This is a genomic window from Pseudomonas ovata (assembly GCF_003131185.1).
Taxonomy (GTDB): Bacteria; Pseudomonadota; Gammaproteobacteria; order Pseudomonadales; family Pseudomonadaceae; genus Aquipseudomonas; species Aquipseudomonas ovata.
This window is the reverse complement of sequence record NZ_QFFU01000035.1, coordinates 38,265-52,503: the sequence shown is the minus strand read 5'-3', so window position 1 is coordinate 52,503 and position 14,239 is coordinate 38,265. Positions and strand designations below refer to the sequence as shown.

Here is a 14,239-nt window from a genome sequence, read left to right as displayed (position 1 = left end):
CTCATCGAGTCCTATCTGGCATCGCAGGAAATTGGCCAGCACCGAAAGCGGCCAGAAGTAGAGCTTGATCTGGACGCGCAGATCGCCGGCATGCTGGCAGGCATGAGGGTAGATCTCCATGCAGGCCTGGCCACAGGCGCCGGCACCACACCGCAAATATCTCAGGCCTGAGCGAGTTATCCCAAATGACCACAGCAATCGACCTGTTCGCCGGCCTCGGCGGATGGAGCACCGGCGCGCGCGCCGCAGGCGTCAAGGTCCTCTGGGCCGCGAATCACTCACCGGCCGCAGTTGAATGGCACGCAGCCAACCACCCCGACACCCAGCACATCTGCCAGGACCTGCACCAGGCGCAATGGGAGAAAGTGCCGGCTCACGATCTGCTGCTGGCATCGCCTTGCTGCCAAGGCCATTCGAAGGCTCGCGGCAAAGCCTCGGGCAACCCGCAGCATGACTCAAGCCGGTCCACGGCCTGGGCGGTTGTGTCAGCTCTGGAGTTTCACAGGCCGCAAGCGGCGCTAGTCGAGAACGTGCCCGAGTTCACTGACTGGGCGCTCTATCCGGCCTGGGTGGCCGCAGTGCAGGCGCTGGGCTACCAGGCTGCGCCGCATGTCGTGGACTGTGCCGACCTGGGCGTGCCACAGCACCGCGTTCGCCTGTTCATCGTGTTGACCCGCAGTCGAGCACCTTTGATGCTTGAGCTGCACAAGCGACAGCATGTGCCGGCCTCGACCTTCCTGGACTTCAACGCCGGCCGCTGGTCACCCATCGTGCGAGAGGGCCGAGCGCCAGCCACGTTGCTACGTGTCGAGAATGGCCGAAAGCGCTTCGGCGACCGATTCATCATGCCGTACTACGGCAAGGGCTCTGGCCTCACTGGGCGCTGTACTGAGCGTCCTATCGGCACTATCACTACCTTGGATCGCTGGGCCCTGGTACGCGGCGACGAGATGCGAATGCTCAGCGCCAGCGAAGCCCTGGCCGCCCAGACCTTCCCGTTCGACACTCTGCGCCCCGACAACCACCGACTCACGATGCACATGGCAGGCAACGCGGTACCGCCGCTGGCGGGCCAGAGGGTTATCCAAGCGCTCATGGAGGCAGCATGACGTGGAATCAGTGGTGGGCCGAACTGCTAGAGCTGGCAGCCAAGCAAGGCCACCACCCCGGTCAGCCCGAAATGTGGAAAAAGTACAACTGGGCGCGCGGACAAACCCCGAAAGAAGCCTATGAGGCTGAATACACGCCGGGGTTCTAGCCCTTCCTCTATCCCCTATCTCTTGATGCTGCCCGGTGGGCGGCAAGGATGAAGTCATGCTGACAGAAAGCAAACTGGCGGAATTAAAAGCTGAAATTGTGAAATATTCGGTTGGCAGTCCACAAATTGAATTGATCCAGTCTGCGAAAGTGGTTCGCGACGAAAACGGCTTCTTCCAGCACCCAGATCTGCCCGACTTTGATGAGGGTGATGGTGAACGCTGCAAGGCCTGGATCGCTGAGCAGGGCCTGCAAGTAAAAATGGTCTCGCTCGAATATCACAGCGATGAATCAATCTCTGAGCGCTACTTTGAAGCAGGCGACCCGGATTGCAGTTACTGGGAGCCTGATCGCCCTGATGGACAAGACTGGTTCTGCCTAGCCATTCACGACACGGACGATGGTCCGGTGTGCTGGTGGGCTCGCCGGGTGGTGACGCCATGAGCGTTTTCGAAATTGTAAGCAGCGGCGACCGCCGGAGCCTGGTTGAGCGCTTCAGCCGGAAATCCAAGCAGCAGGCGATCAGTGAGCTGGTCGACATCCACCTGACGCACTGCACGCGCATTGAGAGGCTTGAGGCCGAGAACGAAACCCTAAAAGCCGCAGCGATGAGCATTCGTGATGTCTGGCGCGAAGATTCGGCCATGAAAGATGTCCTGAGCAAATCGCTCAAAGCCCTTGTAACCGGCGAGTGCGGCCAGCAACTTCTGCAAAATTTTGACAGCGGCCAGGGCTCGGCAACCGACGACGGCAAAGCATGGCTGGCGGCTCGCGCCCTCATGGCCGAGGCGGTGCCGACATGAAGCGCTACAGCCCGGCTTCATCCACCAGGCGCTTTCCAAGCTCGCGGCCTGCAGACTGGGCGTACATGCGATCGACATAGGTCTGCTCGGGCTCAACGGCAGGAATCACCACCTCATCGCGCCCGCGTCTGACCTCAACCTTGATCTGCCACACCTCGCGGCCTTCCTCGTCCTTTTCGCACGTCATGTAATTCCAGAGCCTGAGGCCCTTGTACTCATCGTAGATGTTGTGCTGCGGCATTGTCTGGCCCTCGTGATTGGCCGCGATCCTAACACCCTTCCCTTCCTTTATATGCCTGCCGTCCGGCGGCAACGGAGTACCCACATGCGCCTGATTTCAATTTCCCAAGCGGCCGAGATGCTGAGCATCGGGCGCACCACCGCTTATGCACTGGCAAAGAGCGGAAAGCTTCCATGCGTGCGCGGCCTCGGCCCGCTGCGCGTCCATTACGACAAGCTGGTCAAGATGATCGAGGCCAGCATCCCTGATACCCTCCCCGACGCGGGCGGCGTATCCAAGGAGAGGGCATGCCATACAAAAGAGGAAAAACTTGGTGGATCAGTTTCACCGCAGCAGATGGCACGTACATTAGACGCTCTGCTGGCACCGAGGACTACGCAGCAGCCAAGGCCATAGAGCAGGAACACAGGGGCGCGGCGTGGCGCCAGAGAGAGCTGGGCGTTGATCCGCCCAGGACTTTCGAAGAGGTCATGATTGAATACCTTGACCATGCAGCTACCTCGCAGAAAAGCTTTGATACCACCCAACATCGGGTCAAGGCACTGCGAGAGCATTTTTCGGGCGTGGTGATGAACGACCTGGCGGGTAAGGATATTCGCGAGTACTCATCAGGCAGGACAAAGGCCGGCAAGTCGCCGGCAACCATCAACCGGGAGCTGGCCGCGTTGTCGGCGGCAATCAACTGGTGCGTGGTAGAGCTGGAATGGAAGCTGCCCAACCCGGTGAAGGGGCGGACGCTCAAAGAGCCTGAAAGCCGTGTGCGCTGGATTACCCGCGCAGAAGTTGATGGCCTTTGCCGTACCGCACGCAAGCAGCGGTTCGGTGTGATGCTGGAAGACTTCGTGCGCCTGGCAGTCAACACAGGATGTCGCAAAGAGGAAATGCTGGGGCTGGAGTGGCGCCGGGTCGATTTTGCCAACCGGCTGATTTACCTGGACGGGGTGCATACAAAGGCGGCGAAGCGCCGAAGTATCCCGCTGAATGAAGGGTCGTTGGCCGCGCTGAAAAGCAGGATGGCCGAACGGGCAGAGCATTGTCCGTCGACACCCTGGGTTTTCGCTCGCAAGAACGGCGCGCGCGTCTCCGACCTTTCTGAGGGGTTTGAGCGTGCGTGCGAAAAATCAGGTATCACGGACTTCACGATTCACGATCTGCGACACACCTGTGCAGCATGGCTGGTGTCAGCCGGTGTGCCACTGATCGAGATTCGCGATTTGCTGGGTCATTCGACGATTCAAATGACAGAGAAGTATGCACATCTTGCGCCGGCCAGGGTGCGGGATGCTGTGAGCATCCTCGATATGCCTTTGTCACAATCTCGCTACACCGATACTCCAGTGGGCCTAGGAGAGCCCTGCCTAAAGCTGGTAAAGCATTGATTTATAAGATGGTGCGGAAGGAGAGACTCGAACTCTCACGTCTTGCGACGCTGGAACCTAAATCCAGTGTGTCTACCAATTCCACCACTTCCGCGCGAAACACTTAAAGCAAAGGCGCCAGATTATGAGTCTGGCGCCTTTTCGAATATGGGGTGGACGATGGGGATCGAACCCACGACAACAGGAGTCACAATCCTGCGCTCTACCAACTGAGCTACGCCCACCATATTGCGCGTTACCTGTGCCAAAGCTGCCAGTTATGGCGCACCCGGCAGGACTCGAACCTGCGACCATCCGCTTAGAAGGCGGATGCTCTATCCAGCTGAGCTACGGGCACTTATATAATCTGCATCTTGAACGACGACAAATTAAAGGCTTCAGACCACATCGAAAAAGGCTTTAACCCACCCGACCTGATCAGCATTAACCAGCACCGCATCAAGCTGTGCTTGGCTCTGCCCGACAAGTGCGACGAATCTTATAGACGAGCCAAAAGGTCGTCAACCTCTTTTTAAAAAAAACTCAGGCAGATAAAGGGCTTAGCCACATCGGCAAGCCAAGCGTCTTTGCCATGACGTCATGTCATGCGAGAATACGCGCTCTTTTCAATCCCTCTCGATGGTTATCATCCGTCTATGACTGCAAAACTAATCGACGGCAAAGCGATCGCCGCCAGCCTGCGCCAGCAGATCGCCGAACGTGTCGCCGAACGTCGCCAACAAGGCCTGCGTACACCTGGCCTCGCGGTGATCCTGGTGGGCAGCGATCCCGCCTCCCAGGTCTACGTCTCGCATAAACGCAAGGATTGCGAAGAAGTAGGCTTCCTCTCCCAGGCTTATGACCTGCCGGCGACGACCACTCAGGTCGAGCTGACCGACCTGATCGATCGCCTCAACGATGACACTCAGGTCGATGGCATTCTGCTGCAATTGCCGCTGCCAGCACACCTGGATGCCTCGCTGCTGCTCGAACGCATTCGCCCCGACAAGGACGTGGACGGCTTCCACCCCTATAACGTCGGGCGCCTGGCCCAGCGCATTCCGCTGCTGCGTCCGTGCACGCCCAAGGGCATCATCACCCTGCTGCAAAGCACCGGTGTCGACCTTTATGGGCTGGATGCGGTGGTGGTCGGTGCGTCGAACATCGTCGGCCGGCCAATGGCCATGGAGCTGCTGCTGGCCGGCTGCACCGTGACCGTGACCCACCGTTTCACCCAGGACCTGGCCGGCCATGTGGCCCGCGCCGACCTGGTGGTGGTGGCCGCCGGCAAGCCGGGACTGGTCAAGGGCGAGTGGATCAAGCCGGGCGCCATCGTGATCGATGTCGGCATCAACCGTCAGGCCGATGGCAAACTGGTGGGCGATGTGGTCTACGACACCGCCCTGCCCCGTGCCGGCTGGATCACTCCAGTGCCAGGCGGTGTAGGCCCGATGACCCGTGCCTGCCTGCTGGAAAACACCCTGTATGCGGCTGAAACCCTGCATCAATAAGGCGTTTTTCGCGTACAAAAAACGGCACCCTCGGGTGCCGTTTTTCATTGCAGCGCGTATCAGTCAGCCAGACGCCAGGTTGTACCACCCTTGCCGTCTTCCAGCACCACACCCATGGCGGTGAGCTGGTCACGGAGGCGGTCCGATTCGGCCCAGTTCTTCTCGGCGCGTGCGGTCAGGCGTGCCTGGATCAAGGCCTCGACCTCGGCGGCATCGACCTTGCCTTCAGCGCCGGCACGCAAGAACTCGTCGGCCTCCAGTTGCAGCACGCCCAATACACTGGCCAGCTGCTTCAGGCGGGCCGCCAGACCGGCCGCTGCCGCCGCATCGCTGTCGCGCAGGCGGTTGATCTCGCGGACCATCTCGAACAACACCGCACAGGCTTCGGGGGTACCGAAGTCATCGTCCATCGCCGCCTTGAAACGCTCGACAAAGGCCTCGCCACCGCTCGCTTCGACCGCCGGCAAGCCCTTGAGCGCGTGATAGAAACGCTCCAGCGCGCCCTTGGACTCGCGCAGGCTGTCTTCGGAGTAGTTGATCGCGCTGCGGTAATGGCTCGACACCAGCAGGTAGCGCACCACTTCGGGGTGGTATTTATCCAGCACGTCGCGGATGGTGAAGAAGTTGTTCAATGACTTGGACATCTTCTCGCCATTGATGCGGATCATGCCGCAGTGCAGCCAGGCATTGGCGTAGGTCTGGCCGGTGGCCGCCTCGCTCTGGGCGATTTCGTTTTCGTGGTGCGGAAACTCAAGGTCACTGCCGCCACCATGAATGTCGAAGGTGTCGCCCAGGCAGCAGGTCGACATCACCGAGCACTCGATGTGCCAGCCCGGACGTCCAGGGCCCCACGGCGAATCCCAGCTCGGCTCGCCCGGCTTGACACCTTTCCAGAGCACGAAGTCCAGCGGGTCGTCCTTGGACTCGTCGACCTCGATGCGCGCACCGATGCGCAGGTCTTCGATCTTCTTGCGCGACAGCTTGCCGTAGCCCTGGAACTTGCCGACGCGGTAGTACACGTCGCCATTGCCAGGTGCATAGGCATAACCCTTGTCGATCAGGGTCTGGATCATCGCATGCATGCCGGCAATGTGCCCGGTAGCGCGCGGCTCCATGTCCGGCTTGAGAATGTTCAGGCGCGCCTCATCCTCGTGCATCGCCGCAATCATGCGCTCGGTCAGGTGCTCGAACGGCTCGCCGTTGTCACGCGCCCGATTGATGATCTTGTCGTCGATGTCGGTGATGTTGCGCACATAGGTCAGGTCATAACCGCTGAAGCGCAGCCAGCGGGTCACCACGTCGAAGGCAACCATGCTGCGCCCGTGGCCCAGGTGGCAGTAGTCGTAGACGGTCATGCCGCACACGTACATGCGCACATGGTTGCCGTCGAGTGGCTTGAAGACTTCTTTGCTCTTGGTGAGCGTGTTGTAGATCGAAAGCACTTTCTACCCTCAGCTCCACGAATCGCGAAGCGTTACTGTGCGGTTGAACACCGGTCGGCCAGGCTGCGAGTCCTTGATGTCGGCGCAGAAGTAACCTTCGCGCTCGAACTGGAAACGGTCCTCCGGCTGCGCATTGGCCAGCGAAGGTTCAGCACGACAACCTGTCAGCACTTGCAGGGAGTCAGGGTTGATGTTGTCCAGGAAGCTGGCACCCTCTTCGGCCTTTTCAGGCGAGGCGGAGCGGAACAGGCGGTCATAGAGGCGCACTTCGCACTCGACGCTTGCAGCGGCGGGTACCCAGTGGATCACGCCCTTGACCTTGCGACCCTCAGGGTTCTTGCCCAGGGTGTCGGGGTCGTACGAGCAGCGCAGTTCGACGATAGTGCCGTCGGCATCCTTGATCGCTTCGTCGGCACGGATCACATAGCTGCCGCGCAGGCGCACTTCGCCGTTGGGCTCCAGGCGCTTGTAACCCTTGGGCGGCTCTTCCATGTAGTCGTCGCGGTCGATGTAGATTTCGCGGGCAAATGGCAGCTCGCGCACGCCCAGGTCTTCCTTGGGGTGACGCGGCAGTTCAAGCGTCTCGACCTGGCCTTCAGGGTAATTGGTGATTACCACTTTGATTGGGCGCAAGACGCACATGGCACGCGGCGCACTGCGGTCCAGATCATCGCGGATGCTGAATTCGAGCATGGCGAAGTCGACCACGCCGTCGGAACGGTTGGTGCCGATCATCTCGCAGAAGTTACGGATCGAAGCCGGCGTGTAGCCACGACGGCGGAAACCCGACAGGGTCGACATGCGCGGATCGTCCCAGCCCTGCACGTGCTTTTCGTCGACCAGTTGCTTGAGCTTGCGCTTGCTGGTGACCGTATAGCTCAGGTTCAGGCGCGAAAACTCATACTGGCGCGGCTTGCACGGCACCGGCAGGTTATCCAGGAACCAGTCGTACAGCGGACGATGGCTTTCGAACTCCAGGGTGCAGATCGAGTGGGTGATGCCTTCGATGGCGTCCGACTGACCATGGGTGAAGTCATAGATCGGGTAGATGCACCATTTGTCGCCGGTCTGGTGGTGATGGGCATGCCGAATGCGGTACAGGATCGGGTCGCGCAGGTTCATGTTCGGCGAAGCCATGTCGATTCTGGCACGCAGCACACGGGCGCCGTCTTCGAACTCGCCGGCCTTCATGCGCGCGAACAGGTCCAGGTTTTCCTCGACGCTGCGCTCGCGGAACGGGCTGTTCTTGCCAGGCTCGGTCAGGGTGCCGCGGTATTCGCGGGCCTGCTCGGGGGTCAGGTCGTCAACGTAGGCCTTGCCGGCCTTGATCAGCTCGACCGCCCAGTCGTGCAACTGGTCGAAGTACTGCGAGGCATAGCGCACCTCACCGGCCCACTGGAAGCCCAGCCACTTGACGTCACTCATGATGGCGTCGATGTATTCCTGGTCTTCCTTGGCCGGATTGGTGTCATCGAAACGCAGGTGCGTAGCGCCGCCGAACTCGTTGGCCAGGCCGAAGTTCACGCAGATCGACTTGGCGTGACCGATGTGCAGATAGCCGTTGGGCTCGGGCGGGAAGCGGGTGATGATTTTGCTGTGCTTGCCCGCGTCCAGGTCGGCCTGCACGATCGGGCGCAGGAAATTGGTAGGGACGACAGGGCCTGCCTTTGCGTTCGCAGCGGATTCTGGGGTGGGCTTGCTCATGGGATCCTTGGGCATACGGTTTCGCGGCCAGGAAGGGCCGGTCAAATCAAAGCGCCTATCATAGCCGATGCTGTCAAGCCCCTGACAACACACTGAGCGAAAACTGCCGCTTCTGGCGCGGCGAGGATGAGCGAACGCACAAAAACCCTGAAAAAAGATGTATCGCACACGTTAAACTGCGCGTCAGGGTGACATTACACCTGTTCATGAATGCCAGAGAGAGCGACTTTTTTATGTCCAAAGTAAAACTGACCACCAACCACGGTGACATCGTCCTGCAACTGAACGCTGAAAAGGCGCCGATCACCGCCGCCAACTTCATCGAATACGTGAACGCCGGCCACTACAGCAACACCGTTTTCCACCGCGTCATCGGCAACTTCATGATCCAGGGCGGCGGTTTCGAGCCGGGCATGAAAGAAAAGAAAGACAAGCGCCCGAGCATCCAGAACGAAGCCGACAACGGCCTGCCGAACAAGAAGTACAGCGTGGCCATGGCCCGTACCATGGACCCGCATTCGGCCTCGGCGCAGTTCTTCATCAACGTCGCCGACAACAGCTTCCTCAACCACAGCGGCAAGACCACCCAGGGCTGGGGCTATGCCGTGTTCGCTGAAGTGATCAAAGGCACTGACGTGGTCGACAAGATCAAAGGCGAGAAGACCACCAGCAAGGCAGGCCATCAGGACGTGCCGGTTGAAGACGTGATCATCGAGAAAGCCGAGATCGTTGAGTGATTCTGCTGATCTCCGATCTTCATCTTGAAGAGGAGCGCCCGGACATTACCCGGGCGTTCCTGGATCTGCTGGCCGGCCCTGCCCGCACGGCCCAGGCGCTGTATATCCTCGGGGACTTCTTCGAAGTCTGGATCGGTGACGATGCCATGTCGCCGTTCCAGACCTCGATCTGCCAGGCCCTGCGCGCACTCAGCGACAGTGGCACACCCCTGTTCCTGATGCATGGCAATCGCGATTTCATGCTCGGCAAGCGCTTTTGCAAGGCCGCCGGCTGCACCCTGTTGCCCGACCCCAGCGTCGTATCGCTCAACGGTGAGCAGGTGCTGCTGATGCACGGCGACAGCCTGTGCACCCGCGATGTCGGCTATATCAAGATGCGTCGCGTGCTGCGCAATCGGTTGGTGCTGTTCATCCTGCGCCATCTGCCACTGCGTACCCGGCACAAGCTGGCACGCAAGCTGCGCAATGAAAGTCGTACCCAGGTCAGCATGAAGACCAATGACATCGTCGATGTCACCCCCGATGAAGTGCCGCGTGTGATGCAGCAATACGGGGTGCGCACCCTGATTCATGGCCACACCCACAGGCCGGCGATCCACAAGCTGCAGATCGGCGACCACACCGGCCAACGCATCGTCCTGGGTGACTGGGACCGCGAAGCCTGGGTGCTGCAGGTCGACGAACACGGGTTCGCCCTGCACGCCACAAGCCTTGCGCCCGAGCCCCTGCTACAACTGAGCTGAGACCTTCTGGCGGCGGGCAAAGCGCAACGCCAGCCAGGTGCCGAGACCGGACGCGCCCATGATCAGGCACATTGGTAGCGGCGTACCGTCGTACAGCGCGCCCACCAGCGCACTGCAGGCCATGCCCAGCCCGAACTGACACGCCACCGCCAGCCCGGCCGACGCGCCGGCCTGATGTGGAAAGGCGGCCAGAAGGCTGGCCAGGCAATTGGCCCCCAGCAAGCCGGTGATGCTGACATACAGCACTACGCCCGCCGCCACGGCCGGCAGACCGCCCCAGCCGCTGATCCCGACCACCAGCAAGGCTGCGCCCGCCAGCGCCGCGATCGTCGTACCGATACTGAGCAGCCGCTGCGGCCCAAGGCGCTTGACCAGCCGGGCATTGAGCCAGGTGGCAATGATGATGCCCAGGATATTCAGGCCGAACAGCCAGCCGTAGCCCAGTGGCGACAGGCCAAAATAGTCGATGTAGACGAACGGCGAAGCGGTGATGAACGCGAACATGCCACCAAAGCCCAGGCCCATGCACAGGATGTAGCCGATCGCCAGCGGCTGCACGGCCATACGCCCATAGGCACGAAACACCTGCCCCACCGAGGCGCCGCGCTTGGCGGGCGGCAGGGTCTCCGGAATTTTCCAGGCCACGGCCACAAGGCACACGGCGGAAAACACCGCCAGCAACACAAACAGCGAACGCCAGCCTGCCAGCAGCATCAGGTAACCGCCGATCAAGGGTGCCGCCAGGGTCGCCAGCATGCTCACCAGGTGCATCAGCGACAGCACCCGTGCCGCCTCATCGAGGGGAAACAGGTCACGCACAAGGGTGCGCCCCAGCACCGACGCCGCCGCCCCACCCAGTGCCTGGAGAAAACGCCAGAACAGCAGATGTTCCACCTGCGCGGCCAGGGCACAGCCGAGGCTGGCCAGCAGGTACAGCACGATCCCGCCCAGCAGCAGGCGCCGACGGCCGAACCGGTCCGACAATGGCCCGTACAGCAACATGCCCAGGCACAGCCCCCCGAGAAATACGCCGATGGTCATCTGCACCTGGGCATGCCGGGCACCAAGATCGTCGGCAATGGCAGGCAGGCTGGGCAGGTACATGTCGACCGACAGCGGGCCGAACGCGACCAGCGCGGCCAGCAGGACAATGAGGCGTTGCGGCTTGAGCATCGAAGACTCCGACAAATAACGATTCCGTTAACAAGTTAACTTTTTAATCGCAATTTCTGCAATGCCCTGGCAGCCACAGGCAAGACACCAGGTCGTGCCTCGGTGAATAATGCCGGCCTGTGCCTGATCACTGCCTGTGAGGGTCGCTCCATGAATGTGTGTCGCCATGAACTGGCCCGTCATTGCCTGAACGCCTTCACCCGCCAGGTGCCGGCGGCGTTGGGCGCGTTCTACCGCATCGACGATCATCTGCAGGCCTGCGACTTCCAGTTGCTGGGCATGCAGCCGCCGATGCATGACGCCTGGCTGCAGCACTACCGCTGGCTGGACCCGTTGCAACCCAGCGCCTGCACGGCCATCGGCCAGCCGGTGATTGCCCTGCGCGAGGGTCTGGCGCATCAGGACGCCTACAGTAGCGACCAATACCAGCGGTTTTTACGGCGTCACCAAGTGGTCGACGTAGTGGAAGTCATCGCCCAGGTCGAGGGTCGCCCGCTGCTGGGCATTTCACTGTTGCGCTGCGAGGGCCAGGGTCTGTTCCAGCCCCATGAGCTGGACAGCCTGCTGCCGTTGCATGGACTGATGCAGATGGCCGCGCACAGCCTGCCGCAGGCCACCGCGACCGACCGCCTGCAAGGCCTGACCCCGCGTGAGCGGCAAATCGCCGTACTGTTGCAGGACGGCGCCAGCAACAAGCACCTGGCGCGCCAGCTCGACCTTGGCCTGCCCACGGTCAAGACCCACCTGATCAACCTGTTTCGCAAGGTCGGCGTGAAAAGCCGTACCGAACTGGTCAGCCGCCTTTTTCTGTAAAACCGTCTGCCTCAACCATCCGGTTGATACCGCCCGCGCCCCTGCCCCGGCACCATCGTGCTCATCATTCACCGCACGAGTACTTAACCGATGAGCACCCAAAACGACTGGATCACCGTCGGCGCCCTGGCCGATGGCTTTGCCACCGAATCCTTCATTCTGCCCAACGTTGTCGAACTGGCAGGCCAGGCGTTCGAACTCAATTTCGCCAATGGCTGGCAGATCAGCCACCGCTTCGATGCCGAGCAGGTGCACTGGCAGGCGGCCGATGGCCACAGCACCGGCAGTGCGCCATACCGCGCCACCTCCTTGCGGGCAGGCATCTACCTGGTGGATTTCCTCAAGCATGAAGGCGGCCAGCACTGGTCGATCAGCCTGGTACTCGACACCCTGAGCGCTTCGTTCACCGCCGTGATCGGACGCCTGCCCGAAGCCGCCGACACCCGCGAAGGCCTGTATGCCCGCGCCCTGGCCGGCAAGCAACTGACCGGTGTACAAGCCGAATTCCTGCACGGCAGCCTCAATCAACCCTGGCAGGAAGGCGCCTGCCCGCATGCGCCCACCGATGAACTGACCGGTGTGCGCAACCTGTACCGCTACAGCCCCACTGAGGTCTACGAGCACATCTACCTGAACCGCGACTATTACACCTGGCAGTGCATCAAGGGGGTGGAACAGGGTTTGTGCGACACCGACCGTGCGCATTACTACAAGATTGCCGAGCAACTGTACCTGTTCGTGTGGCGCGAAAAGATCGTGCCGACCCTGGGCCTGATCGTCATCGACCTGCAGCAGCATCGCAGCGACGGCAAGATCTACGGCTATGCCGGCGATACCTTTGACACGCTGAGCAACTTCCCCGTGGCCTCGTACTGCCGCCTGCTCAATGTCACGGAGTACGGCGACGATGCCTGAGACCTTCCTGATCACCGGGGCCGGCACCGGCATCGGCGAAGCCTGTGCCCGGCGCCTGGCCGCCGACGGCGCCAACCTGGTGCTGGTGGGGCGCCGCCGCGAACCGCTGGAGCGCGTCGCGGCCGACACCGGCGCCCTGGTGCTGGTCGGCGACGCTGCATGCCCAAGCACCTGGGACAGTTTCATCGAACAGATTCGCCAGCGTTTCGGTGGCCTCAATGCACTGCTGGCCTGTGCCGGCGGCCACGGCCTGGGCAGCGCCACCGAAACCAGCCCCGAATCGTGGCAAGCGGCACTGCGCAGCAACCTGGACAGCGCGTTCTACAGTGCCCGGGCCTGCCTGCCGCTGCTGATCGAGCGGCGTGGCAGCATCGTGCTGCTGGGCTCGATCGCCTCGGTGGCGGCCGGCCCTGAAGTGTGCGGCTACACCACTGCCAAACACGCATTGCTGGGCCTGAACCGCTCGCTGGCCCGCGACTACGGGCCGCTGGGCGTTCGGGTCAATTGCGTGTGCCCCGGCTGGGTACGCACACCGATGGCCGATGAAGAAATGCAGCCGTTGATGGCGCACTACGCCGAAGACCTGGACGCGGCCTATGCCCGGGTGACTGCCGATGTACCGCTGCGCCGCCCGGCCCTGCCGGAAGAAATCGCCAGCCTGTGCCGCTTTCTGATCAGCAGCGAGGCCAGCATCATCACCGGCGCCATGCTGGTGGCCGATGGCGGCTCCAGCGTCGTCGATGTGCCCACACTGGCCTACACCCACCTGGGAGGTGCCTGATGCTCGACTTTACCGGACACACCGTACTGGTCACCGGTGGTGCCCAAGGCATCGGCCAGGCCATCGTCGAAGCCTTCAGCGCCCGGGGTGCCCGGGTGGTGATTGCCGACCTGAACCTGCAGGGGGCCGAGACGCTGGCCCACAACCTGCGCCAACAGGGCCGTCAGGTCGAGGCCCAGGGCGTCGACCTGGCCGACCGCGAGGCTATCGTGGCCTTGCTCACCCGCCTGGACCGGCTTGATGTGCTGGTGCACAACGCCGGCTACTTTCCGCTGACACCGTTCGAGCAGATCACCCCGGCCATTCTGCAGCGCACGCTGGATGTGAACCTTTCAGCGCTGTTCTGGCTGACCCAGGCCGCCCTGCCGCACTTCAGGCAGCAAGGGCGCGGCACTGTGCTGGTCACCTCCTCGGTCACAGGTCCCAGGGTCGCGTTTCCAGGCCTGAGCCATTACGCCGCGTCCAAGGCCGGGGTCAACGGCTTCATCCGCAGCGCCGCCCTGGAACTGGCACCCCTGGGTATCCGGGTCAACGGTGTGGAGCCGGGCATGATCGCCACCCCGGCCATGGGCAACCTGGGTGATAACGGCCTCAGCGAACGCATTGCCAAGGGCGTGCCACTGGGCCGGCTGGGCGCCCCGGCCGACATTGCCAACGCCATGCTTTACCTGGCATCGGACCTGGCCGGCTATGTCACCGGCCAGACGATCATTGTTGATGGCGGGGCCACGCTGCCCGAGACACTGGCAAACATCGACTGA

The 14,239-nt window shown here is 61.8% G+C and carries 17 protein-coding genes and 3 tRNA genes; 13 read left to right on the top strand and 7 right to left on the bottom strand.

Annotated elements, in window-relative coordinates:
• Positions 1–185 precede the first annotated feature (185 nt).
• Genes DGA31_RS28010 through DGA31_RS28000 form a run of 4 tightly spaced genes read left to right on the top strand, consistent with a single transcriptional unit; the run spans position 186 to position 2,060 of the window.
• Entirely contained in the window at positions 186–1,109 is a 924-nt protein-coding gene (locus DGA31_RS28010) for a DNA cytosine methyltransferase (protein ID WP_109514715.1), read from the top strand.
• Positions 1,106–1,258: a hypothetical protein gene (locus DGA31_RS30045; protein WP_153811682.1), complete on the top strand. Its 153-nt coding sequence runs from the start codon at positions 1,106–1,108 to the stop codon at positions 1,256–1,258. Before DGA31_RS28010 ends, DGA31_RS30045 begins: the two co-directional genes overlap by 4 nt.
• A gap of 56 nt (positions 1,259–1,314) precedes the next feature.
• Positions 1,315–1,701: a hypothetical protein gene (locus tag DGA31_RS28005; protein WP_193551529.1), complete on the top strand. Its 387-nt coding sequence runs from the start codon at positions 1,315–1,317 to the stop codon at positions 1,699–1,701.
• On the top strand, positions 1,698–2,060 hold the full coding sequence (locus tag DGA31_RS28000; protein ID WP_152035086.1) for a hypothetical protein: 363 nt from the start codon (positions 1,698–1,700) through the stop codon (positions 2,058–2,060). Before DGA31_RS28005 ends, DGA31_RS28000 begins: the two co-directional genes overlap by 4 nt.
• A gap of 4 nt (positions 2,061–2,064) precedes the next feature.
• Here DGA31_RS28000 and DGA31_RS27995 read toward each other — a convergent pair whose 3' ends face one another.
• Complete coding sequence (locus DGA31_RS27995; RefSeq protein ID WP_109514713.1) at positions 2,065–2,301, bottom strand: hypothetical protein; 237 nt, start codon at positions 2,299–2,301, stop codon at positions 2,065–2,067.
• A gap of 84 nt (positions 2,302–2,385) precedes the next feature.
• Between DGA31_RS27995 and DGA31_RS27990 the strand changes: the two genes are divergently transcribed.
• Positions 2,386–2,697 (top strand): helix-turn-helix domain-containing protein, encoded by a 312-nt coding sequence (locus DGA31_RS27990; protein WP_161959242.1) that lies wholly within the window; start codon positions 2,386–2,388, stop codon positions 2,695–2,697.
• On the top strand, positions 2,589–3,680 hold the full coding sequence (locus DGA31_RS27985; protein ID WP_109514711.1) for a tyrosine-type recombinase/integrase: 1,092 nt from the start codon (positions 2,589–2,591) through the stop codon (positions 3,678–3,680). The genes DGA31_RS27990 and DGA31_RS27985 overlap by 109 nt, the downstream gene beginning before the upstream one ends.
• Positions 3,681–3,689: 9 nt before the next feature.
• On the opposite strand, the gene DGA31_RS27980 is transcribed toward DGA31_RS27985, so the two are convergent.
• From DGA31_RS27980 to DGA31_RS27970, 3 genes are all read right to left on the bottom strand, one after another.
• Positions 3,690–3,774: transfer RNA gene (locus tag DGA31_RS27980), tRNA-Leu, on the bottom strand.
• A 54-nt stretch (positions 3,775–3,828) separates the two neighbouring features.
• Positions 3,829–3,904, bottom strand: a tRNA-His gene (locus DGA31_RS27975).
• 36 nt (positions 3,905–3,940) lie between these two features.
• A tRNA-Arg gene (locus DGA31_RS27970) sits at positions 3,941–4,017 on the bottom strand.
• 298 nt (positions 4,018–4,315) lie between these two features.
• On the opposite strand from DGA31_RS27970, the gene folD reads away from it, so the two are divergent.
• Complete coding sequence (gene folD / locus DGA31_RS27965; RefSeq protein ID WP_056840390.1) at positions 4,316–5,170, top strand: bifunctional methylenetetrahydrofolate dehydrogenase/methenyltetrahydrofolate cyclohydrolase FolD; 855 nt, start codon at positions 4,316–4,318, stop codon at positions 5,168–5,170.
• A 59-nt stretch (positions 5,171–5,229) separates the two neighbouring features.
• Here folD and cysS read toward each other — a convergent pair whose 3' ends face one another.
• The gene (gene cysS / locus DGA31_RS27960) at positions 5,230–6,612 is read right to left on the bottom strand and encodes a cysteine--tRNA ligase (RefSeq protein WP_056840391.1); all 1,383 of its coding nucleotides are present in this window, start codon (positions 6,610–6,612) and stop codon (positions 5,230–5,232) included.
• A 9-nt stretch (positions 6,613–6,621) separates the two neighbouring features.
• Positions 6,622–8,316 carry a glutamine--tRNA ligase/YqeY domain fusion protein gene (locus DGA31_RS27955; RefSeq protein ID WP_056840392.1) on the bottom strand — a complete coding sequence of 565 codons (1,695 nt, stop codon included), beginning with the start codon at positions 8,314–8,316 and terminating at the stop codon, positions 6,622–6,624.
• Between the two features lie 233 nt (positions 8,317–8,549).
• On the opposite strand from DGA31_RS27955, the gene DGA31_RS27950 reads away from it, so the two are divergent.
• On the top strand, positions 8,550–9,053 hold the full coding sequence (locus DGA31_RS27950) for a peptidylprolyl isomerase (RefSeq protein WP_109514710.1): 504 nt from the start codon (positions 8,550–8,552) through the stop codon (positions 9,051–9,053).
• Positions 9,050–9,796, top strand: coding sequence for a UDP-2,3-diacylglucosamine diphosphatase (gene lpxH / locus DGA31_RS27945; protein ID WP_109514709.1), 747 nt, complete (start codon positions 9,050–9,052; stop codon positions 9,794–9,796). Before DGA31_RS27950 ends, lpxH begins: the two co-directional genes overlap by 4 nt.
• Here the strand turns inward: lpxH and DGA31_RS27940 are convergent.
• Complete coding sequence (locus DGA31_RS27940) at positions 9,782–10,969, bottom strand: Bcr/CflA family multidrug efflux MFS transporter (protein ID WP_109514708.1); 1,188 nt, start codon at positions 10,967–10,969, stop codon at positions 9,782–9,784. The two genes, lpxH and DGA31_RS27940, sit on opposite strands and share 15 nt — an antisense overlap.
• A 150-nt stretch (positions 10,970–11,119) precedes the next feature.
• Here DGA31_RS27940 and DGA31_RS27935 point away from each other — a divergent pair, with 150 nt between their 5' ends.
• The 4 genes from DGA31_RS27935 (at position 11,120) to DGA31_RS27920 (ending at position 14,239) form a co-directional block, all read left to right on the top strand.
• Entirely contained in the window at positions 11,120–11,782 is a 663-nt protein-coding gene (locus tag DGA31_RS27935) for a helix-turn-helix transcriptional regulator (RefSeq protein WP_056840808.1), read from the top strand.
• A 90-nt stretch (positions 11,783–11,872) separates the two neighbouring features.
• The gene (locus DGA31_RS27930; protein ID WP_056840396.1) at positions 11,873–12,697 is read left to right on the top strand and encodes a molybdenum cofactor biosynthesis F family protein; all 825 of its coding nucleotides are present in this window, start codon (positions 11,873–11,875) and stop codon (positions 12,695–12,697) included.
• Positions 12,690–13,478, top strand: coding sequence for an SDR family NAD(P)-dependent oxidoreductase (locus tag DGA31_RS27925; protein WP_109514707.1), 789 nt, complete (start codon positions 12,690–12,692; stop codon positions 13,476–13,478). Before DGA31_RS27930 ends, DGA31_RS27925 begins: the two co-directional genes overlap by 8 nt.
• The gene (locus DGA31_RS27920) at positions 13,478–14,239 is read left to right on the top strand and encodes an SDR family oxidoreductase (RefSeq protein WP_056840398.1); all 762 of its coding nucleotides are present in this window, start codon (positions 13,478–13,480) and stop codon (positions 14,237–14,239) included. Before DGA31_RS27925 ends, DGA31_RS27920 begins: the two co-directional genes overlap by 1 nt.

Coding starts and splice junctions, on each gene's coding strand:
- DGA31_RS28010 (WP_109514715.1), top strand. CDS start 186: ATGACCACAGCAATCGACCTGTTCGCCGGCCTCGGCGGATGGAGCACC.
- DGA31_RS30045 (WP_153811682.1), top strand. CDS start 1,106: ATGACGTGGAATCAGTGGTGGGCCGAACTGCTAGAGCTGGCAGCCAAG.
- DGA31_RS28005 (WP_193551529.1), top strand. CDS start 1,315: ATGCTGACAGAAAGCAAACTGGCGGAATTAAAAGCTGAAATTGTGAAA.
- DGA31_RS28000 (WP_152035086.1), top strand. CDS start 1,698: ATGAGCGTTTTCGAAATTGTAAGCAGCGGCGACCGCCGGAGCCTGGTT.
- DGA31_RS27995 (WP_109514713.1), bottom strand. CDS start 2,301: ATGCCGCAGCACAACATCTACGATGAGTACAAGGGCCTCAGGCTCTGG.
- DGA31_RS27990 (WP_161959242.1), top strand. CDS start 2,386: ATGCGCCTGATTTCAATTTCCCAAGCGGCCGAGATGCTGAGCATCGGG.
- DGA31_RS27985 (WP_109514711.1), top strand. CDS start 2,589: ATGCCATACAAAAGAGGAAAAACTTGGTGGATCAGTTTCACCGCAGCA.
- folD (WP_056840390.1), top strand. CDS start 4,316: ATGACTGCAAAACTAATCGACGGCAAAGCGATCGCCGCCAGCCTGCGC.
- DGA31_RS27955 (WP_056840392.1), bottom strand. CDS start 8,316: ATGAGCAAGCCCACCCCAGAATCCGCTGCGAACGCAAAGGCAGGCCCT.
- DGA31_RS27950 (WP_109514710.1), top strand. CDS start 8,550: ATGTCCAAAGTAAAACTGACCACCAACCACGGTGACATCGTCCTGCAA.
- DGA31_RS27940 (WP_109514708.1), bottom strand. CDS start 10,969: ATGCTCAAGCCGCAACGCCTCATTGTCCTGCTGGCCGCGCTGGTCGCG.
- DGA31_RS27935 (WP_056840808.1), top strand. CDS start 11,120: ATGAATGTGTGTCGCCATGAACTGGCCCGTCATTGCCTGAACGCCTTC.
- DGA31_RS27930 (WP_056840396.1), top strand. CDS start 11,873: ATGAGCACCCAAAACGACTGGATCACCGTCGGCGCCCTGGCCGATGGC.
- DGA31_RS27925 (WP_109514707.1), top strand. CDS start 12,690: ATGCCTGAGACCTTCCTGATCACCGGGGCCGGCACCGGCATCGGCGAA.
- DGA31_RS27920 (WP_056840398.1), top strand. CDS start 13,478: ATGCTCGACTTTACCGGACACACCGTACTGGTCACCGGTGGTGCCCAA.